The 19,500-nt window shown below is 67.2% G+C and carries 12 protein-coding genes and 4 pseudogenes; 8 read left to right on the top strand and 8 right to left on the bottom strand.

Annotated elements, in window-relative coordinates:
• Window position 1: 1 nt before the first annotated feature.
• Window positions 2-1,150 (bottom strand): efflux RND transporter periplasmic adaptor subunit, encoded by a 1,149-nt coding sequence (locus ACXI0D_RS19570; protein ID WP_049444827.1) that lies wholly within the window; start codon window positions 1,148-1,150, stop codon window positions 2-4.
• Between the two features lie 129 nt (window positions 1,151-1,279).
• On the opposite strand from ACXI0D_RS19570, the pseudogene ACXI0D_RS19575 reads away from it, so the two are divergent.
• Together ACXI0D_RS19575 and ACXI0D_RS19580 are read left to right on the top strand one after the other, a co-directional pair.
• A pseudogene (locus tag ACXI0D_RS19575) lies at window positions 1,280-1,994 on the top strand (response regulator); the annotation flags it as partial.
• A gap of 2 nt (window positions 1,995-1,996) precedes the next feature.
• A pseudogene (locus tag ACXI0D_RS19580) lies at window positions 1,997-3,074 on the top strand (ATP-binding protein).
• Here the strand turns inward: ACXI0D_RS19580 and ACXI0D_RS19585 are convergent.
• The 3 genes from ACXI0D_RS19585 to ACXI0D_RS19595 form a co-directional block, all read right to left on the bottom strand.
• Window positions 3,052-4,848 (bottom strand): DUF7844 domain-containing protein, encoded by a 1,797-nt coding sequence (locus tag ACXI0D_RS19585; RefSeq protein WP_479642995.1) that lies wholly within the window; start codon window positions 4,846-4,848, stop codon window positions 3,052-3,054. The pseudogene ACXI0D_RS19580 and the gene ACXI0D_RS19585 sit on opposite strands and share 23 nt — an antisense overlap.
• 40 nt (window positions 4,849-4,888) lie before the next feature.
• Window positions 4,889-5,188, bottom strand: coding sequence for a DUF2388 domain-containing protein (locus tag ACXI0D_RS19590; RefSeq protein ID WP_014037036.1), 300 nt, complete (start codon window positions 5,186-5,188; stop codon window positions 4,889-4,891).
• A 62-nt stretch (window positions 5,189-5,250) separates the two neighbouring features.
• Window positions 5,251-6,639 (bottom strand): FAD-binding oxidoreductase, encoded by a 1,389-nt coding sequence (locus ACXI0D_RS19595; RefSeq protein WP_479642996.1) that lies wholly within the window; start codon window positions 6,637-6,639, stop codon window positions 5,251-5,253.
• Window positions 6,640-6,808: 169 nt separating this feature from the next.
• Between ACXI0D_RS19595 and serA the strand changes: the two are divergent.
• A pseudogene (serA, locus tag ACXI0D_RS19600) lies at window positions 6,809-8,049 on the top strand (phosphoglycerate dehydrogenase).
• A gap of 77 nt (window positions 8,050-8,126) precedes the next feature.
• On the opposite strand, the gene ACXI0D_RS19605 reads toward serA, so the two are convergent.
• Entirely contained in the window at window positions 8,127-8,519 is a 393-nt protein-coding gene (locus tag ACXI0D_RS19605; protein ID WP_479643109.1) for an NUDIX domain-containing protein, read from the bottom strand.
• A gap of 356 nt (window positions 8,520-8,875) precedes the next feature.
• Between ACXI0D_RS19605 and ACXI0D_RS19610 the strand changes: the two are divergent.
• From ACXI0D_RS19610 to mtnC, 5 genes and pseudogenes are all read left to right on the top strand, one after another.
• A pseudogene (locus ACXI0D_RS19610) lies at window positions 8,876-10,350 on the top strand (amino acid permease).
• 82 nt (window positions 10,351-10,432) lie between these two features.
• Window positions 10,433-11,860 (top strand): amino acid permease, encoded by a 1,428-nt coding sequence (locus ACXI0D_RS19615; protein WP_049424691.1) that lies wholly within the window; start codon window positions 10,433-10,435, stop codon window positions 11,858-11,860.
• A 635-nt stretch (window positions 11,861-12,495) separates the two neighbouring features.
• Window positions 12,496-13,137, top strand: a complete 642-nt coding sequence (locus ACXI0D_RS19620) for a methylthioribulose 1-phosphate dehydratase (protein ID WP_119006184.1) — start codon at window positions 12,496-12,498, stop codon at window positions 13,135-13,137.
• Between the two features lie 92 nt (window positions 13,138-13,229).
• Window positions 13,230-13,787, top strand: a complete 558-nt coding sequence (locus ACXI0D_RS19625) for a 1,2-dihydroxy-3-keto-5-methylthiopentene dioxygenase (RefSeq protein WP_005409451.1) — start codon at window positions 13,230-13,232, stop codon at window positions 13,785-13,787.
• A 3-nt stretch (window positions 13,788-13,790) separates the two neighbouring features.
• Window positions 13,791-14,486, top strand: a complete 696-nt coding sequence (gene mtnC, locus ACXI0D_RS19630; protein ID WP_049444925.1) for an acireductone synthase — start codon at window positions 13,791-13,793, stop codon at window positions 14,484-14,486.
• An 85-nt stretch (window positions 14,487-14,571) separates the two neighbouring features.
• Here the strand turns inward: mtnC and ACXI0D_RS19635 are convergent, their stop codons facing one another.
• The 3 genes from ACXI0D_RS19635 to ACXI0D_RS19645 all read right to left on the bottom strand — a co-directional run bounded on the left by ACXI0D_RS19635 (window position 14,572) and on the right by ACXI0D_RS19645 (window position 19,500).
• Window positions 14,572-17,190 carry a beta-mannosidase gene (locus ACXI0D_RS19635; protein WP_119006183.1) on the bottom strand — a complete coding sequence of 873 codons (2,619 nt, stop codon included), beginning with the start codon at window positions 17,188-17,190 and terminating at the stop codon, window positions 14,572-14,574.
• 91 nt (window positions 17,191-17,281) lie between these two features.
• Window positions 17,282-18,508 carry an AGE family epimerase/isomerase gene (locus tag ACXI0D_RS19640; protein WP_479642997.1) on the bottom strand — a complete coding sequence of 409 codons (1,227 nt, stop codon included), beginning with the start codon at window positions 18,506-18,508 and terminating at the stop codon, window positions 17,282-17,284.
• Window positions 18,505-19,500 carry a carbohydrate kinase family protein gene (locus ACXI0D_RS19645; protein ID WP_479642998.1) on the bottom strand — a complete coding sequence of 332 codons (996 nt, stop codon included), beginning with the start codon at window positions 19,498-19,500 and terminating at the stop codon, window positions 18,505-18,507. The genes ACXI0D_RS19640 and ACXI0D_RS19645 overlap by 4 nt, the downstream gene beginning before the upstream one ends.

Genomic DNA, 19,500 nt, shown 5'->3' on the forward strand with positions numbered 1-19,500 from the left:
CTCAGCCCTTGCTGCCGGCCTGCATCGCACCGGCGCTGGCGACCGGCCTCTGCCAGTCGCGCGCATCGACCACCACGCCTTCCTGCAGGCGCTCCTGGCCCTCGACCACCACCTTCTCGCCCGCCTTCAGGCCGGTACGCACCAGCCACTGGCGATCAACGCTGCCGTCCACCTCCAGCGTGCGGATCACCGCCTTGCCGTCGGCGCCGATCACCCAGGCGTAGGCCTGGCCGCCAGCACTGCGCAGCACGGCCTGCTGCGGCACGGTCAGTGCACTGGCCGGGGCACCGCGTGGCACCTTCGCGCGCACGTACATGCCGGGCAACAGCTGGCGCTGCGGGTTGTCGACCAGGATGCGCAGGATCACATCGCCGGTGCGTGCATCGACATTGATGCCGGAGAACAGCAGCTGGCCGCGCTCGGGCAGCGGCTTGCCGGCGGCACCGATGATCGTCACCGGCAGCTCGCCACCACCGGCGGCACTGCGCTGCAGCGACTCCAGCTGCGCCGCCGGCTGGCGCACGTCCACGTAGACCTGGTCGATCTGCTGCACCACCGCCATCGGCTCGGCATCGGCCACGCCCACCAGCGCACCTTCGGTGACCAATGCCTGATCGATACGGCCGGCAATCGGTGCGCTGACCGTCGCATAGCGCAGGTCGAGCTGGCGACGGGACAGGATCGCGCGCGCTTCATTCACCGCCGCGCGCGCCTGCTCGTACTCGGCACTGGCGTCGTCGCGATGCTGCTGGCTGACCGCCTGCGCGGCAGCCAGGGCGTGCAGGCGCTGCGACTGCACGCGACTGCGGCCCAGCGCCGCTTCACTGCGCTGCAGCGCGGCCAACGCCGAATCGACATCGGCGCGGAATGCCGCCGGATCGATCTGGAAAAGAGGCTGGCCGGCGGCCACTTCGGCGCCCTGTTCGAACAGGCGGCGCTGCACGATGCCCCCCACCTGCGCTCGGATCTGCGCGGTGCGCACGGCGGCCACGCGGCCAGGCAGTTCGTCGTCACGCTGCACCACCTGTGGGCCGACGGCGACTACGCTGACGCGGGGTGCGGCTTCCGGCGTGGCTTCGGGGGTGGAGCAGGCCGTCATGGCCAAGGCGAGGGCCGCGATCAACGCGACCGGAGTCCTGAAGGTTCTCATTGCTGTGCACAATGCCGCGCAGGCGGCTGAAAGGTTCTGAAGAACCCAGTGTGCGTGGCGATGATGGGGTTTCGATGGAGGAACTGTGGAGATACGATGGAGGCAAGCACCTTAAGGCCCCGCCCCTGCATGCATGCCTCCCCTGCCCTCGCCGCCCTCGTCCTGATCGTCGAGGATGAGGCCGAGATCGCCGATATTCTCACCGCCTATCTGGAACGCGAAGGACTGCGCACGCTGCGCGCCGCCGACGGCCACAGCGCCCTGGACCTGCACCGCAGCGCCCGCCCCGACCTGGTCCTGCTCGACGTGCAGCTGCCGCGCCTGGATGGCTGGAGCGTGCTGACCCAGCTGCGCCGAGCGCGGCGAAACGCCGGTGATCATGCTGACCGCGCTGGACCAGGACCTGGACAAGCTGACCGCACTGCGCATGGGCGCCGACGACTACGTGGTCAAACCGTTCAATCCGGCCGAAGTGGCGGCGCGCGTGCGCGCGGTGCTGCGGCGTACGCTGCGCGCCTCGCGCGTGGATGCACCCAGCGCGCTGCGCGTCGGCCCGCTGCTGATCGACTCGGCCACCCACGCCGTGCACGTGGAGGGTGAAGGCTACAGCCACGAAGTCCTGCTCACCCTCACCGAATTCAAGCTGCTGCACTGCATGGCGCTGGCGCCGACGCGCATCTTCAGCCGCAGTGAGCTGATGCACGAATGCCTGCCGGAAAGTGAAGCACTGGAACGCACCGTTGACAGCCATGTCAGCAAGCTGCGCCGCAAGCTGGATGAAGTGGGCATGCTCAATGTGCCCGCCAGCGTACGCGGTGTCGGTTACCGGTTGATGGCGGACCGCTCATGGCCCCTCTGCGCCGCTCCGGGCTCAGCCGGCACATCATCGTTTCGATGTCGCTGATGGTGATCGGCGTGATCGTGATGATGATCCTCTCGTCGTGGCTGCTGTACGCGGTGCTGGTCGAGTTCTTCCCCGGCAGCGCCGAAGAACCGGAGAGCTGGCTGCCGACCGGCCCGGAATAGCGTGGATGGTCGGGGTGATCCTGACCGGGCTGGCGCTGGCCATCGCCGCCTCGTTCCGCCTGGCGCACCGCATCCTGTCGCCGCTGAATTCGCTGGTCGACAGCGTACGCGCGCTTGCCGGCGGCGACCTGGGTGCGCGCGCCAGCGTCGAAGAGAACTCATCGGGCGCAGGCAGGCCAACCTGGTCGAAGACTTCAATGCGATGGCGCGCCGCCTGCAGCACATGGAGAGCGAGCGTTCGATGTGGCATGCGGCCATCGCCCATGAGCTGCGCACGCCGGTGACCATCCTGCGCGGCCGCCTGCAGGGACTGGCCGAGGGCGTGTTCCAGCCCGACGAATCCCAGTTCCGCAGCCTGCTGGCCCAGGTCGAAGGGCTGTCCCGCCTGATCGAGGACCTGCGCGTGCTGAGCCTGTCCGACAATGCGCGACTGGACGTGCGCCGCGCACGCACCGACGTGGTGGCCGAGGTGCATTCGGTGATGACCCTGGTCGACCCGCAGTTCCGCGCTGCAGGCTTCGTGCTGGAGCTGGAAACCAGCCGCGAGGAGCACAACGCGCACTGCGACCCGACCCGCCTGCGCCAGGCATTGCTGGCGCTGCTGGAGAACGCGCGACGCTATGCCAGTCCGGGCAAGGTGCGGATTGCGATGCATGACACGCCCGGCCACGTGCAGGTGGCAATCGAAGACGAGGGCCCGGGCATCGACCCGGAACTGCACGCGGACATCTTCACCCCGTTCATGCGTGCCGACGGTTCGCGTTCGCGCCAGGGCGGCGGTAGCGGGCTCGGCCTGGCGGTGGTCAAGGCCATTGCCGATGCGCACGGTGGCCGCGTCTACTGCATCCCGGGCAGTACCGGCGGAAGCCGCTTCGTCATCGAACTGCCGCGTCAATAACCGGACCGGCTGCCTGCGTGCGCAGATGTGCACCGAGTGCGGCCAGATTGGCGTCGATCGCATCCATTTCGTCGCGCTGCTTCACCGGCAGCTGCTGACGCAGCTGTACGCGCAGCGCCTGCCACGCCGGGACCGCCTGCGCACTGGCGGTGGCCACGGCCTCGGACAGCAGCGCCTGCTCGTCGCCGAGCGGCAATCCATAGCCGCCGTCGTGCAGCAGCGTCCCCGGGCGCAGCCACTGCCCGCTCTGCTCCAGCAACCCCCGCAGGCTGCGCGTTTCAGCGCTGTCCGGTGCGGCCAGCAGCTGCCGCTTGAGCACGTCACGCGCGCGCAGCTCGGCGCGCCGCTGCGCGGCCTGTTCCAGCAGCAGCAGGCCGGCACTGGCACGCAGGTCTCCCTTCAGCAGCCACGGCGCCCGTTGCCGTGCAGGCAGCTTCAACCAGCCGCGCACATCGCGTGCGGGCAATGGCAGCTGGGCTGCGGCCACGCCGAATAACTGCTGGTAGTGGTCGCGCGCCGAAGCAAAGTAATACCCCTGTGCCTGCGCTGCGTCGCGGTCCGTCAGTACCCCCTCGTCGAGCACGCCCAGCCGCACCAGTCGCCGCTTCAGGCCGCGCGGACTCAGCTGGGCCAGCCCGGCCTCGCCCAGCCGCGGCACGCCGGCCTGCAGCAGCTTGGCGGTTTCCACCGCGCAGTTGTTGCTGACGAAGTAATAGCGCCCGTCATAACTCCAGTGCACCTGTGCGGTACGCTCGAGCAGGCTGGCGATCTCGCTGCGTTCCAGCTGCAACGGCAGCGACTGCAATCCGCGCAGCTCGACCTTGGTGTACTCGTCCACCACCTGCTGCAATGGCAGCACGAACAAGCGCGACGGATAGCCACCGGTCAGCCCGCGCCAGTTGGATATCTGCACGTCACCAACGAAGGCGCGGAACGACAGCACGCGGTGGTACTCCAGGTCCAGGCGACAATCCGGCCCAGGTGCGCGCCCCGGCTTGCAGATCACCAGCCGCAGCATGCTGTGGCCCCAGCGACTCATCGGCTGCGCACTGCCTTCGGCGAACAGGTAGTCCACCGCGTAGACGCGCGCCGGGTCGAGGTGCAGCAGCGATGCAGCGCCTTCTTCCGATTCGGCCTGGAGCAAGGGCAGCGTCGTAGCGCACTGCGGCTGTGGCAGCGACGGCGGTGTTCCGAAGTGAGCCTGGTACCACTGCGCCAACGCGGGGCGCCGGCAGGCGAACTCGCCATCGAGCACGAAATGCTCGGCGTTCACTGCCAGGTACTCGGCCGGGTCCTTCAGCTCATAGGCATCCGGACTGCGGTCATGGAAGTCGTTGTCGCCACGGCCGAGATGCCAGGGCTTGCGCTGCCAGCCCGCGAGGTCACGCCAACGCATGCTCTGCGACCAGTCAGCACCACCACGGTCTGCAACGTGGGTCAGCTCGTGCACCAGCGCGCTGCGTCGCGCACGCCGGGCGCCAGGCATGCCGTCATCCAGCAGATCGCGGCGCAACGTGATGCGGCCACCGAACGTGCGGCCGTGCACCTTGGCAGGAAGGTCATCACTCCAGCGCACCTGCACCTGAGCCGGCAAAGCGCGCAGCAGGCCCTCCGGCAGCAGTGACTGCACGTCGGCCAGGGTCTGGCTGGCGAGCTGCTGCTGTGCAGGATCAAGACCAGACGGGTCGAGCTGCAGGCGATCAGCTGCATGCGCGACGTGGGCGATCAGCAGTAGAGCCACGCCATGCATGGCTGCGTTCCGTGCAGATGTCATGGCGTTGCCGGCCAGCGGCCGGCACTACCTGAAGGCGGGATCAACGCGCCAGCAGCGCGCGGGCCAGTTCCAGGTCGCTCTGCTGCTGTGCGGCGGTGCTCTGCTCGCGCAGGTGGACCAGCGCGGCCTGCAGGCGGGCGCCACGGATCTGGCCGTCGCTGGCGACGAACGCGGCGGCATCGTCGCGCGCAGCCAGTACCACCTTGTCATCGCCCGAGCTGCTGCCCGACGACCCGGAGGACGCACCGGTGGCCGAGCCGGCCGAGGTGCCAGCGAAGCTGGAAGCGAAGCCGGCCAGCGGCAGGGACAGCAGGGCAAGCAGCAGGAGCGGACGGGTCATCGGTTCGAAGCCGGTTGTTAGGAAGCGTGGAGCGTAACGGGTACGTGAAGGATTTGCCCGGCTCAGGCGTCGAACAGCTTGCCGGGATTCAGCCGCGCTTGGGGATCGAACGCGCGTTTGACCGCCTTCATCAGCGCGATCTCGGCCGGGCCGCGGGTGCTGTCCAGGTAGCCCTTCTTGACCAGGCCGATGCCGTGCTCGGCCGAGATGCTGCCATCGAAGCGCGCCAGCACCTGCGCCAGCAGCTTGGTCACCTGCTCGCACTGCGCCACGAAATCGGCGTCGCTTGTGTCGTCCGGCTTGAGCACGTTGATGTGCAGGTTGCCGTCGCCGATATGGCCGAACCAGACCACATCGAAGTGCGGGTAGGCCTGCCCGATCAGCGCCTGGGTCTCGGCCAGGAACGCCGGCATCGCCGAGATCCGCACCGAGACGTCATTCTTGTAGGGCGTGTAGCGCGCCAGCGATTCGGTGATGCCTTCGCGCAGGCGCCACAGCTGGGCGGCCTGGGCATCGCTGGCACTGATCACGCCGTCACTGACCCAGCCATTGCCCATGCAGTCCTCGAACGCGGCCATCGCCGCCGCTTCCTGGGCCTCGTCGCCGGCGGCGAACTCGGTGACCACGTAGTACGGATGCACCTCGTCGAACGGTGCCTGCGCGCCATGCGCCAGCACGTGCTCCAGCGCCCGGTCGGTGAAGAATTCGAAGGCCTGCAGCTGCAGGCGCGCGCGGAACGCGGCGAATACCTGCATCAGCACTTCAAAGCTCGGCACTGCCAGCAGCATCACGTTGCTGGCCGGCGGCGGATCGGTCAGCTTCACCGTGGCTTCGACGATCACGCCCAGCGTGCCCTCCGAGCCAATCAGCAGCTGGCGGAAGTCGTAGCCGCTGGAATTCTTGATCAGGCCCTTGTTGAGCTCCAGCAACTCGCCATCAGCCGTGACCACCTTCAGCCCTGCGATCCACTCGCGGGTGTTGCCGTAACGGATCACGCGGATGCCACCGGCATTGGTGGCGATGTTGCCGCCGATCGAGCAGGACCCGCGGGCGGCGAAATCCACCGGGTAGATCAGGCCATGGTCCAGCGCGGCATTGTGCACGGCCTCCAGCGGCATGCCGGGCTGCACCACCAGGGTGCGATCGACCGCGTCGTAGGCCAGCGCCTTGTTCATCCGTTCCAGGCTGAGCACCAGCTCGCCGTTGGCGGCCACCGCACCACCCGAGAGGCCGGTGCGGCCACCGGACGGCACCACGGCCACGCCCTCGCCTGCGCTCCAGCGCATCACCGCTTGTACTTCCTCGACCGTTGCCGGCAGTGCGATCGCCAGCGGCGCCGGCGTCCAGCGCCGGGTCCAGTCGCGCCCGTAATGCTCCAGGTCTGACGGGTCGGTCTTCAGCTTCAGGCCGGGACAGGCCTGCTGCAGCGAGGCAATGCGGGAATCGGTCATGACGGTCCAGCGCGGTGCGTGAAGAACGGGCAAGCGTGCCAGTGGCGCGCGCCAGCGTCCAGCCCCGCAGCCGTGTAGATAGCTACGGATGCAACCAATTGCGCACTGCACCATGGCCGCTGCGATCTGGCATAGTGGTCAGCCCCTGTCCCACTGGCCGTGTCGCCCCATGTCGCCGAAGAAGACCTCGTTCCCGAAGCAGGATATCCGCGTACTGTTGCTGGAGGGGGTCAGCCAGACCGCCGTGGAGGTGTTCAGCGCCGCCGGCTACAGCCAGATCGAAGCGCACACCAAGGCGCTGCCCGAGGACGAACTGAAGGCACGCATCGCCGAGGCGCACATCGTCGGCATCCGTTCGCGCACCCAGCTCAGCGCCGAAGTGCTGGCCGAGGCCAAGCGCCTGATCGCGGTGGGCTGCTTCTGCATCGGCACCAACCAGGTCGACCTGGACGCGGCCGAGCTGGCCGGCATCCCGGTGTTCAACGCGCCCTATTCCAACACCCGAAGCGTGGCCGAGCTGGTCATCGCCGAAGCGATCATGCTGACCCGTGGCATCCCTCAGAAGAATGCCGAATGCCATCGCGGCGGCTGGTCGAAGTCGGCCAGCGGCAGCCATGAAGTGCGCGGCAAGACGCTGGGCATCATCGGCTATGGTCACATCGGCACCCAGGTCGGCGTGCTGGCCGAATCGCTGGGCATGCAGGTGATCTTCCACGACGTGGAAACCAAGCTGGCACTGGGCAATGCCCGTGCGGCGGCCAGCCTGGACGACCTGCTGGCGCGCGCCGACATCGTCACCCTGCACGTGCCGGAGACCCCGTCCACGCAGTGGATGATCGGCAGCACCGAGCTGGCGAAGATGCGCAAGGGCGCGCACCTGATCAATGCCGCGCGCGGCACCGTGGTCGACATCGATGCGCTGGACGCGGCCCTGGCCAGCGGCCACGTCGGCGGCGCCGCGCTGGACGTGTTCCCGGTCGAACCGAAGGGCAATGGCGATATCTTCGAATCGCCGCTGACCCGCCACGACAACGTGATCCTGACCCCGCACGTGGGCGGCAGCACGCTGGAGGCGCAGGACAACATCGGCGTTGAAGTGGCCGCCAAGCTGGTGCGCTACAGCGACAACGGCAGCACCCTGTCGGCGGTCAACTTCCCGGAAGTGACCCTGCCCGAGCACGCCGACAGCCTGCGCCTGCTGCACATCCACCAGAACGTGCCGGGCGTGCTGTCCAAGGTCAACGAGATCTTCTCGCGCCACAACGTCACATCGACGGCCAGTTCCTGCGCACCGACCCGAAGGTGGGTTACGTGGTGATCGACATCACCGCCAGCGAGGAACAGGCCGCCGCCGTGCGCGACGAGCTGGCCGCGATCCCGGGCACGCTGCGCACGCGCATCCTGTACTGAAAAAAGGGGACGGAGGGGATTAAGTCGTTTGCGGCACATGCGCCATGAACGACTTAATCCCCTCCGTCCCTTTTACCTCAACGTGCCAGCCAGCGACGGGCCATGCGCTGCATGGACTCATCCGATTCCGGATCGGCCGCGACTTCGGTCACCGGCCGCCAGGCCAGGTCGAGTGACTCCTCGCTGAGCACGAAGGCTTCGCCACCCAGCGCCCGGATCACGAAACGCACGTCGTAGTGCCAGTGCCCCGGCACGTCCTTGCGCTCCGGAATCCAGTGCTTGTCCAGATCGAAGATGGCCGGGTCTTCCAGCACCAGGCCGCTCAGTCCCGATTCTTCCTCGGCCTCCTTCAGCGCCACCTGGGCCAAGTCACGGTCGCCGTCGGCGTGGCCGCCAGCTGCAGCCAGCGCTGCAGCTTGCGGTGGTGGGTCAGCAGCAGGCGCTGGCCATCGGCGCTGACCAGCCAGCAGCTGGCGGTGAAGTGGCCGGCCAGCCGTTCACGCCGGAACGGATCTTCCGGATCGTCCAGCAATGTGCCGAATTCGGCAGCCAGTGCGTCGTGGGCAAGGCTCACGGCGGGCGTAGTCCCGCGAGCAGGTCGCGCAGGCGATCGTCAAGCACGGCAAGGGTTTCGGCGGTCTGGCGCATGAATGGGGGCGGTCTGGAAAAATACTGCTCATTATCGCCGTTCATTGTTGCGATTGCGCTTGTGCGTTGGCTTCAGCTTTGGCTAAGGTACAGCGGGCCGTTCGCGCGGCCTTCACCATTCCAGGGTTGCCGGCAACGTATCGGTGGCCCACCCAATCCGATCACTAGGAAGTACTGCATGCTGAAAGCTCTGTTGAGGGTCAAGCCGGTTGAACCGGCCGGGCACGTCGATGCTGGCGAACCCATCGAAGGCAGCCTGGACGGCGAAGCCACGTTGAAACGGACCCTCACGGCTAAACACCTCATCCTGCTTGGCGTGGGTGCGGTGATCGGCGCTGGTATCTTCGTGCTGACCGGCCAGGCCGCGGCCAACCACGCCGGCCCGGCGGTCATGCTGTCGTTCGTGATCGCCGGCTTCGCCTGCGCCCTGGCGGGCCTGTGCTATGCCGAGTTCGCGGCGATGATGCCGGTCTCCGGCAGCGCCTACTCCTACTCCTACGCCACCCTCGGCGAAGGCATGGCCTGGTTCATCGGCTGGTGCCTGGTGCTGGAATACCTGTTCGCCTCGGCTTCGGTCGCGGTGGGCTGGTCGGCGTACCTGATCAGCTTCATCACCACCACCCTGCACATGCCGTTCCCGGATGCCCTGAGCGCGGCCCCGATTGCCTGGACCGGCAGCGAGTTCATCGCCTCGGGCAAGCTGTTCAACCTGCCGGCAGTGCTGATCGTGGCGGCGGTATCCGGCCTGCTGTACGTGGGCGTGACCCAGTCGGCCTTCGTCAACGCGATCATCGTGGCGATCAAGGTCACCGTCATCTGCCTGTTCATCGGTATCGGCGCAGCCCACATCGACCCGGCCAACTGGCAGCCGTTCATCCCGGAAAACACCGGTGTGCCGGGTGAGTTCGGCTGGAGCGGCGTGTTCCGTGCGGCCACCATCGTGTTCTTCGCCTACATCGGTTTCGATGCGGTCTCCACCGCCGCCGGCGAAACCAAAGACCCGCAGCGCAACATGCCGATCGGCCTGCTCGGCTCGCTGGCCGTGTGCACCATCGTCTACATCATCGTCTGTGCGGTGCTGACCGGCATGATGCCGTACCACCTGCTGGGCACCGACAAGCCGGTGGCCACCGCGCTGGAACCCTACCCGACCCTGTCGTGGCTGAAGACCCTGGTCCAGATCGGCGCCATCGCCGGCCTGTCCTCGGTGGTGCTGGTGATGATGATGGGCCAGACCCGCATCGCCTACACCATCTCCCGCGACGGCCTGCTGCCGAAATTCTTCGGCAAGGTCCACGCCCGCTTCCGCACCCCGTACGTCGCCACCATCGTGGTCGGCGTGATCGCCGCCGCACTGGCCGGCCTGGTACCGCTGAACGTGCTGGGCGAACTGGTCTCGATGGGCACCCTGCTGGCCTTCGCCACGGTCTGCATCGGCGTTCTGGTGCTGCGCTATACCAAGCCGGACATCCACCGCCCGTTCCGCGTGCCGGCGGTGTGGATATCTGCCCGCTCGGCGCGGCGACCTGCCTGTTCCTGTTCTGGCAGGCGTTCGTGGTGCACTGGCACCTGTTCGTCGGCTGGACGCTGCTTGGCCTGCTGATCTACCTGGGCTACGGCATCCGCAACAGCAAGCTGGCCAAGTCGCCCTGATCCGCCTACGGGCCGGCCTCGTGCCGGCCCGTCCGTTTTCCCTGCGCGCCCCTGACGGCGCGCTTCGACAAGACCACCACACATGTTCAAGCAACTGTGGGCCACCAAGCACCCGCATGCCGCCCATGAAGACGCCAACGGCCTGAGCCTGCGCCGCCACCTCGGCCCCTGGGGGCTGACTGCCCTGGGTATCGGCGCGGTGATCGGCGGCGGCATCTTCGTCATCACCGGCCAGGCCGCCGCCAACCACGCCGGCCCGGCGATCATGCTGTCCTTCGTGCTGGCCGCCATCTGCTGCGCCTTCTGCGCCCTGGCCTACGCCGAATTCGCCTCGATGGTGCCGGTTTCCGGCAGTGCCTACACCTACACCTACGCCACCTTCGGCGAGCTCTCGGCCTGGTTCATCGGCTGGATGCTGGTGCTCGAATACGGCGTCTCCGCCTCGGCGGTCGCGGTCAGCTGGACCGGCTACTTCCTCAGCCTGCTCAGCCAGTTCGACATCCATCTACCGGCGGCACTGGTCAGCGCACCACTCGACGCGCAGCTGCGTCCGACCGGCGCGATCGCCAACCTGCCGGCTGCTGCGCTCGTGCTGCTGCTGACCTGGCTGTGCTACGTCGGCATCAGCAAGTCCTCGGCGATGAACATGGCGATGGTCGTGCTCAAGACCGGCCTGATCGTGCTGGTCATCGTGGTCGGCTGGAAATACGTGGACACCAGCAACTGGACTCCGTTCATTCCGGCCAATGAAGGCCCGGGCAAGTACGGCATGGAAGGCGTGCTGCGTGGCGCGGCGATGGTGTTCTTCGCCTACATCGGTTTCGAGGCGGTGTCGGTGGCGGCGCAGGAATCGAAGAACCCGCAGCGCGACATGCCGTTCGGCATGATGCTGTCGCTGGTGATCTGCACCGTGCTGTACATCGCCATGGCCGCAGTGATGACCGGCCTGGTGCCGTTCCAGCTGCTGGGTACCGACGAGCCGGTGGTGACTGCCGTGGCTGCGCATCCGCAGCTGGGCTGGCTGCGCTGGGTGGTCGAGGTCGGCGCACTGGTCGGCCTGTCTTCGGTGGTGCTAGTGATGATCATCGGCCAGCCGCGCATCTTCATGATCATGGGGCGCGACGGCCTGCTGCCGCCGGTGTTCACCAAGATCCACCCGAAGTACCGCACCCCGCACATCAACACCGTGATCACCGGTATCGGCATCGCGCTGCTGGCGGCGCTGTTCCCGCTGGATATCCTCGGCGAGCTGACCTCGATGGGCACGCTGATCGCGTTCGCGGCAGTGTGCGCGGGCGTGCTGATCCTGCGCCGCACCCAGCCGGACCTGCCGCGTCCGTTCCGCATGCCGATGGCATGGCTGATCTGCAGCCTGGGCGTGCTGAGTTGCCTTGCCCTGCTGTCGGCGATGACGATGCACAACTGGATGCTGATGGGTGTCTGGACGTTCGTCGGATTCGTGATCTATTTCTGCTACGGGTTCAGGCACAGCCGCCTGCGGGTGAAGTAGGGTTTTTGCATTGCAGGGCCTGCGGCCCTGCACCCGCCTTTGAAGCCAGAGCAACGGCAATGGCAACAGCTGGGTTGAGGGTTTGGCGGGGCGGGTTGGGTTCGCGGGGGACGCCGTGAACCCGTCCCTGGGGGCTTGGCCGCGGCTTGCTCGCGTGCGCTGTCTTGCGCACACGGCAAGACCGGGGTTGGGCCTCCTGCCCAACCCGCCCGAGGCATGCCTCGGGCCCATGCCGCGGACACCCCCGCGCCCCCCCCCCCCCCCACCTCCGACAGTCCGCTGGCGCGTCCGGTAGATCCACGCCATGCGTGGATGAAGCGTTCCCGGAAGCGAATGTTCCGGAATGAATGTTTCTGTAGAGCGGAGCCATGCTCCGCTCCGAGCAAGCACAGCGAAGCGACCCGCTTTTGCCTTTCCTTCTTCACTCCGTGGCTGGCCGTACGCCGGAACCTGTCAGAGGCGGGGCGGGTGGGCCGTGCAGGGGCGTTGGCGCCATGGATGGCGCCATCGAGCTTACATGGACGTACTTGCAGCGTCCCCTGCACGGCCCACCCGCCCCGCCCCGCCCATGAACCGCTCTACACGACCCGCCACGAGGGGCTCAGCCGTTGGCCGAATCCAGTAAAATCGCCGGTATGACCACCCCCACCTTCCCCTACGACACCGCGCGCCTGAGCGAACTGGCCCAGCTGCTGATCGACAACGTCCGCGAACTGGCCCATGCCGGCTGGACCCCGGCCACCAGCAGCAACTTCTCCCACCGCCTGGACGACCGCCACGCCGCGATCACCGTCTCCGGCAAGGACAAAGGCCGCCTGATCGAGGACGACATCATGGTGGTGGACTTCGACGGCCTGGCCGTCGGCCGCCCGCTGCGCCCGTCCGCCGAGACACTGCTGCACACCCAGCTGTATCGCCGCTTCCCGGAGATCGGCTGCGTGCTGCACACCCACTCGCCGGTGCAGACCGTCGCCTCGCGCCTGTACGCGCCGCAGGGTCACATCCGCCTGGAAGGCTACGAGCTGCTGAAGGCCTTCGCCGGCAACAGCACCCACGAGATGGCCATCGACGTGCCGGTGTTCGCCAACACACAGGACATGAACGTGCTTTCGAAGCAGGTCGATGACCTGCTCGACCGGCAGAACCTGTGGGGCTACCTGATCGACGGCCACGGCCTGTATGCCTGGGGCCGCGACATGGCCGAGGCACGCCGCCACCTGGAAGCGTTCGAGTTCCTGTTCCACTGCGAGCTGGAACTGCGCAAGCTGCGCGGCTGAACCCGCACGCAGGTGCAGATGCCGATCCGGAATCTGCACCTCGTGCCCACCCTGCTACCCTGTCTTCCCCCCGAGACGTTCAAGCTGCCGCCATGAGCCGACTGCGCATCTACGACGACACCCGCCCCGAATCGCCGCTGCTGGACACCCAGGACGGCGCGGTCATCGCTGCCGAGCTGCAGAAGATCGGCGTCACCTTCGAGCGCTGGCAGGCCACCGCACCGGTCGCGCCGGGCGCCAGCCAGGAGGAAGTGTTCGCCGCCTACCGCGCCGACATCGACCGCCTGGTTGCCGAGCGCGGCTTCAAGAGCGTGGACGTGGCCTCGATCGCCCCGGACAACCCGAACCGCGCCGAGCTGCGCAAGAAGTTCCTCGACGAACACTTCCACAAGGAAGACGAGGTGCGCTTCTTCGTCGCAGGTTCCGGCCTGTTCACCCTGCACGTGGGTGACAAGGTCTATGAGATCGAGTGCGTGAAGGACGACCTGATCGCCGTACCCGATGGCACCACCCACTGGTTCGACATGGGCGACGAGCCCAGCTTCGTGGCGATCCGCTTCTTCACCGAGCCGGATGGCTGGGTCGGTCACTTCACCGGCACCGACATCGCGCAGAAGTTCCCCCGTTACGTACCCACCCAGGCGTCCTGATCCATGCAGCCCCGCGTCATCCTGACCGACATCGAAGGCACCACCAGCAGCATCTCGTTCGTCAAGAACGTGCTGTTCCCTTATGCGCGCAAGGCGTTGCCCGCGTTCGTCGCCGAGCATGGCCAGCAGCCGGAGGTCCGCCGCTGGCTGGATGCCGTGGCTACCGAGATCGGTGGCGCCTGCCAGGACAGCTTGGTGGCCGAGACGCTGCAGGGCTGGATCGACCAGGACCGCAAGCACACCGCACTGAAGGCACTGCAGGGGCTGATCTGGGACGAAGGCTACCGCCGTGGCGACTACACCGCGCACTTCTACCCGGAAGTAGCGCCGGTACTGAGCGGCTGGCACGCCTCCGGCCTGCCGCTGTACGTGTATTCCTCCGGCTCGGTGCCGGCGCAGAAGCTGTTCTTCGGCTTCAGCGATGCCGGTGACCTCAGCCCGCTGGTGTCGGGCTGGTTCGATACCGAGATCGGTGGCAAGCGTGAGGCCGACAGCTACCGCCGCATCGTGCAGGCCATCGGCGTACCGGCCGGCGAGATCCTGTTCCTGTCGGATGTGGTGGAAGAACTGGATGCTGCCCGCGAAGCCGGCCTGCAGACCCGGCTGATCGATCGCCTGGACGACTACCCGCTGCCGCGCACCGGCCAGGCCGCCAACGGCCACGAGCGGGTCGAGAATTTCCAGCAGATCCAGCTGTAAGCAAGAAAAAGGGGACGGAGGGGATTAAGTCGTTTGTGGCACACATGGGCCACAAACGACTTAATCCCCTCCGTCCCCTTTTTGCTCAACGGTCGTTGAGGGTCTTCACCTTCAGCGCTTCGCGCAGGGTAACCAGATCCACCGGGCCGCGCACCGCGATATCGCGGGTTTCGCCCGGCAGCAGGTCCAGCAGGTTGTCTTCGACCTGCACGTCCAGCGCACCGAAATCGATCCACGTCGCGCGCACATACGCCGCGCTTTCCAGCCGCAGGCGATAGTGGTCGCCCTCGATGCTCAGGGCAGCCTTCAGCGTCTGTCGCGGCAATACCTGGTCCTTCGCCTCGACGAAACCAACCACCTGGCGCGCACGGACCTTGCCATCCTGCAGCAGCTCGAACACCGCCATGGTGCGCTTCGGGTCGGCACCGGCCAACAATTCGGCATCGCGGAAATCACCGATCGAGGTCACTCCGGCCGCCGCCAGCGTCACCGCTTCCTCACGACGGCGCAGCACCTTCCCTTCCACGTCCATCACCCGCAGCCGCCAGCGTGCATCCAGTGCGGCACCGTCGTTGAGCAGCCTCACCCGCGTGCTGCCCTCGTCGCGCAGCGCGGCCACCGTCACTGGCGCAAAGAAGCGCCGCGCGGCGAAGTGCAGCGCCTTCCAGCGGCCGAAGTAATCCACGCTGGACCACGAGGCGCCCGGCCAGACATCGTTGAGCTGCCAGTACAGCGAGCCCATCGTGTATGGCCGCGAGGCGCGATGATGCAGCGCCGCCAGTGCGATGCCATCGGCCTGCATCACCTGGCTGAGGTAGACGAAGTCCTCGAAGTCCTTCGGCGTGCCATAGCCCAGTTCAATGTAATGCAGCAGGCGGCTGTTGCCCTCGCCGGCCATGAACTTCTGGTGCGCGCGGATCACCGGGCTGTCGATGCGCTGCTCGGCGTGGGTGGCGATCTGGTCCACCGTCGCCACCGACGGCCACGCCTGCAGCCCGTACTCGGACATGAAGCGCGGGGTCTCGCGCAGATAGGCCTGCACCGGCAACGCCGGATTGCCCCAGACCTGCCAGTAGTGCTTGTCGCCACGCATTGAATCGTTGGCCTTCTCGTCAAGGTCGTTGCTGGGCGAGCTGGACCAGTACGGCACGCCCAGCCCTTCCTCGCCCACCACCTGGCGCAGGTCGTTGCCGAACAGGTCGACGTAGCCCTGCCAGACCTTCGCCGCAAATGCCGGGTCGGCCGCCTTCAGGTCGCGGCCGTGCCCCCAGTCCTTCCAGGCGGTTTCTTCCTCGTTGTTGCCACACCACAGCACGATGCTGGGGTGATGGCGCAGCCGGCGCACGTTGTCGCGTGCTTCGGCCACCACGCTTGCCCGGAAGGCCGGATCGTAGCCCGGCTGCATGCCGCCGCCGAACATGAAGTCCTGCCAGACCAGCAGGCCCATCTCATCGGCGATGTCGAAGAACGCATCGTCCTCGTAGTAGCCGCCGCCCCAGTTGCGCAGCATGTTCATGTTGGCGTCGCGCGCGGCGGTCAGCACCTGGCGCAGGCGTGCGGCATCGACGCGTGCGGGGAAGACATCGAACGGAATGACGTTGGCGCCCTTGGCGAAGATCTCCACGCCGTTGATGACGAAGGCAAAGCCCTGCCCCCCCTTGCGGTCTTCCTCGCGGCGCAGTTCGACCGTGCGCAGGCCGATGCGCTGCTCGCGCGCCAGTGCTGCATCGGCGCCATCATCCAGGCGAGCCCGCACGGTATAGCGATCCTGCGCACCCTGGCCCACCGGCCACCAGCGCCGCGGCGTGGCCAGCTCAACCGGCAGCTCAACCGTGTTCTGGCCGGGCTTCAGCAACACCGTGCGTTGCACCTGGGCCACGTTGCGGCCTTCCGGATCACGCACATCCACATTCACCAAGGCCGAACCCGCAGCAGCACCCTGCTCCACCTGCAGCAGCACCGCCAGCTTCGCCTGCTCTGCACTCAATGCATCGGTTCGCACGGCAAGATCGGTCAGACGGTGCGCGTCCCAGGCCTGCAGGTCGACCCCGCGCCAGACCCCGGCGGTGACATAACGCGGGCCCCAGTCCCAGCCGAAGTGGTAGGCCGGCTTGCGCGCGAAGTTGCCGACCATCGCGTCCTTCGGCTCATCGCCATACGGCGACGGATAATTGCCAGCGATCTTGTGCGGCATTGCCTGCACACCCGGCAGCAGGGTGCGGATCGGCGAACGGAACACGATCTGCAGTTCATTGTCCCTGGCACGCAACCGCCCGTCCACGCGTGCACGCCAGGTACGGTGTGCATTGTCCGCACGCAGCAGCGGCTTGCCGTTGAGGCTGACCTCGGCATACGTATCCAGCCCGTCGAAGCGTAGCTCGGCATTCGGCTTGGCCAGCGTCGTGGCGTCCACGTCGAAGCGGGCACGGTACTCCCAGTCGGCGAGGCCGATCCATTGCAGCTCGGCCTCGGGTGCACCGACATACGGATCGCGGATCAGCCCATGCGCCAACAGGTCGGTGTGCACGCTGCCCGGCACCTTGGCGGCACGCCATTGCTGCAGGCCCGGATGGGCTGCGCCTTCGGCGTCGCCGGGCAGCATGCGGAACTGCCACTGTGCCTGCAGCGGCGCTGCGGTTGCCGGGAAGGCGGAGGCTGCGATCAGCAGCAGGAGCAGACGGACAACGAGGGAAAGACGATGCACGCGGAGCTCCTGTTTTTCCGCCGGACGTGATCCGGCGCTACCGATTTCGGATCGCCAGGCATGGCCTGGCACTACTGCATTCGAACGATCTTCAACGCACCACGTTCAACACTTCGTAGCACGCGCCCATGGTGTGGTAATCCACCTTCCCGGCCGGGCTCTTCTCGTCGCTGTACTTGCGGTTGTCGGCATCGAGGATGCGGAACCAGGCGCCGTACTGGTGGTCGACGAAGTGCTCCCACGAATACGCCCAGATGCGCTCGTACCACTGCCAGTAGTGGTCGTCGCCGGTGCGCTTGGCCATCAGCGCGGCGGTCGCCAGCGTTTCGGCCTGCACCCAGAAGTACTTGTCGTCGTCGCAGACGAAGCTGTCGCCGCCGATCGGGGCGCCGTCCATGCCGGGCTGCCGGCGCGATTCCGGTGCGAAGCCGTAGTACAGGCCGCCCCGGGCGTCGTCCCAGCTGCACGCGATGGCCACGTCGAACAGGTGCTGCGCGGTCGGCACCAGCCAGTCGGCCTGCACGTGGCGATCGAGGATCAACAGCAGCTTGGCCCACTCGGTCTGGTGGCCAGGCTGGAAGCCCCACGGGCGGAACAGATGCTTGGGATCGTCCAGGTTGTAGTCCCAGTCGATCTCCCAGTTGGAATCGTAATGTTCCCAGACCAGGCCACCAGCCTTGGCGGCCTGGCGGCGGGTCATGTTGTCGGCCAGCTGCAGCGCACGCTCGACATAGCGCTGCTCGCCACTGGCTTCGAACGCGGCCAGCATCGCCTCGCACATGTGCATGTTGGCGTTCTGGCCGCGGTAGCCGGTGAAGTTCCACTGGCCGTCAGCCTCGTCCTTGTACAGGCCGTGCTGCGGCTCCCAGAAGCGCGCTTCCAGCAGCTGCCAGGTCTCGTCCATCCAGTCGCGCGCCTGCTGGATGCCGGCTTTCAGCGCACAACTGTAGGCCAGCAGCACGAAGGCCACGCCGTAGCAGTGGTTCATGTCATCCTCGACCTTGCCGTCGCGCAGGGTCCAGGCATAGCCGCCGGTGGCCGGGTTGCGGTGCACCTCCCGCAGGTAGCGCACGCCGTGCTCGACCGCCTCGCGGTACTCGGCGTTGCCGAATTCGCGGTAGGCCATCGCATAGTTGAAGACGAAGCGGGTGCTGCTTACCAGGTGGCGATGGCTGGCATCGTAGATGCTGCCGTCATCGCGGAAGTAGTGGAAAAAGCCGCCGTCCGGATCGATGCAGCGCGGATGGTAGAACGCCATCGTATCGGCGATATGCGCGCGCAGGAACGCGGGCGAACGGAAATCGGGCGAGGTGCTCATGCGGTAATGTCCTGTGCCTGCAGCAGCTGCTGCACTTCATCGAGCGAGGGCATCGCGGCGAACGCGCCCTTGCGGGTAACAGCCAGCGCACCGACCGCAGCACCGAAGCGCAGCGTCGCGGTGATCGCCTCCCGGTCCTGGCAGAACGCAGCGAAACCAGCGCCTGCCCCACCCCGCTCCAGCAGGCCCACCAGCACGCCACCGACGAAGGCATCGCCAGCGGCCGTGGTATCGACCGTGGCCACGCGGAAACTGGTTACCGTGCCGTGGTTGTCGCGGGTGTACCAGTGCAGCGTGGCTGCACCGTCGGTGACGATCACCCAGCGTGCCTGCGCGGCCAGCAGGCGCCGCAGCACCGCCGCCTCGCCATCGGCGCCCATCGGCGCGGCCAGGTAATCCAGTTCCTCGCGTGACAGCTTGACCAGGTCGGCGCGCTCCAGCGCCTGCCACAGGCGCGGCGTCGGATCGACGTCGGCGGGCCACAGTGCCGGGCGCAGATTCAGATCGAGGCTGACCACCGCACCGGCCGCGCGCGCGCGGTCCATGCCGGCGAAGGTCGCCTCGGCGATGGCCGGCTCGGTCAGGCTGTTGGAGCAGACGTGGAAGCACTGCGCGCTGTCGAGGCACTCCGCCTGGAAGTCACTGTCACGGAACAGCAGGTCAGCCGCCGGCGGACGGTAGAAACTGAAGCTGCGCTCGCCACTGGCATCCAGCGCGACGAAGGCCAGCGCGGTCTTGGCGGCGTCGGTGCGCACGATGTAATCCGTGCCCACGCCGTGCTCGACCAGGCTGTCGGCCAGGAAGTCACCGAACATGTCGCGGCCGAGCATGCCGACGAACTGGGTCTTCGCACCCAGCCGCGCAGCCGCCACCGCGACGTTGGCCGGCGCACCGCCGGCGTACTGCAGGAACGCGCGCGGGGTGTCGGCCGAGGCCGGCGGCTGCGCTAGTAGATCGATCAAAATTTCGCCGAAGCAAACGATGGCACCCAT

It is taken from the genome of Stenotrophomonas sp. C9D9 (assembly GCF_056491205.1).

What these genes read in the sequence shown, in the direction of transcription:
- ACXI0D_RS19570 (WP_049444827.1), bottom strand. Translation starts at nt 1,150, where the DNA reads ATGAGAACCTTCAGGACTCCGGTCGCGTTGATCGCGGCCCTCGCCTTG.
- ACXI0D_RS19585 (WP_479642995.1), bottom strand. Translation starts at nt 4,848, where the DNA reads ATGACATCTGCACGGAACGCAGCCATGCATGGCGTGGCTCTACTGCTG.
- ACXI0D_RS19640 (WP_479642997.1), bottom strand. Translation starts at nt 18,508, where the DNA reads ATGAGCACCTCGCCCGATTTCCGTTCGCCCGCGTTCCTGCGCGCGCAT.
- ACXI0D_RS19645 (WP_479642998.1), bottom strand. Translation starts at nt 19,500, where the DNA reads ATGGGTGCCATCGTTTGCTTCGGCGAAATTTTGATCGATCTACTAGCG.
- ACXI0D_RS19595 (WP_479642996.1), bottom strand. Translation starts at nt 6,639, where the DNA reads ATGACCGATTCCCGCATTGCCTCGCTGCAGCAGGCCTGTCCCGGCCTG.
- mtnC (WP_049444925.1), top strand. Translation starts at nt 13,791, where the DNA reads ATGCAGCCCCGCGTCATCCTGACCGACATCGAAGGCACCACCAGCAGC.
- ACXI0D_RS19625 (WP_005409451.1), top strand. Translation starts at nt 13,230, where the DNA reads ATGAGCCGACTGCGCATCTACGACGACACCCGCCCCGAATCGCCGCTG.
- ACXI0D_RS19615 (WP_049424691.1), top strand. Translation starts at nt 10,433, where the DNA reads ATGTTCAAGCAACTGTGGGCCACCAAGCACCCGCATGCCGCCCATGAA.
- ACXI0D_RS19590 (WP_014037036.1), bottom strand. Translation starts at nt 5,188, where the DNA reads ATGACCCGTCCGCTCCTGCTGCTTGCCCTGCTGTCCCTGCCGCTGGCC.
- ACXI0D_RS19620 (WP_119006184.1), top strand. Translation starts at nt 12,496, where the DNA reads ATGACCACCCCCACCTTCCCCTACGACACCGCGCGCCTGAGCGAACTG.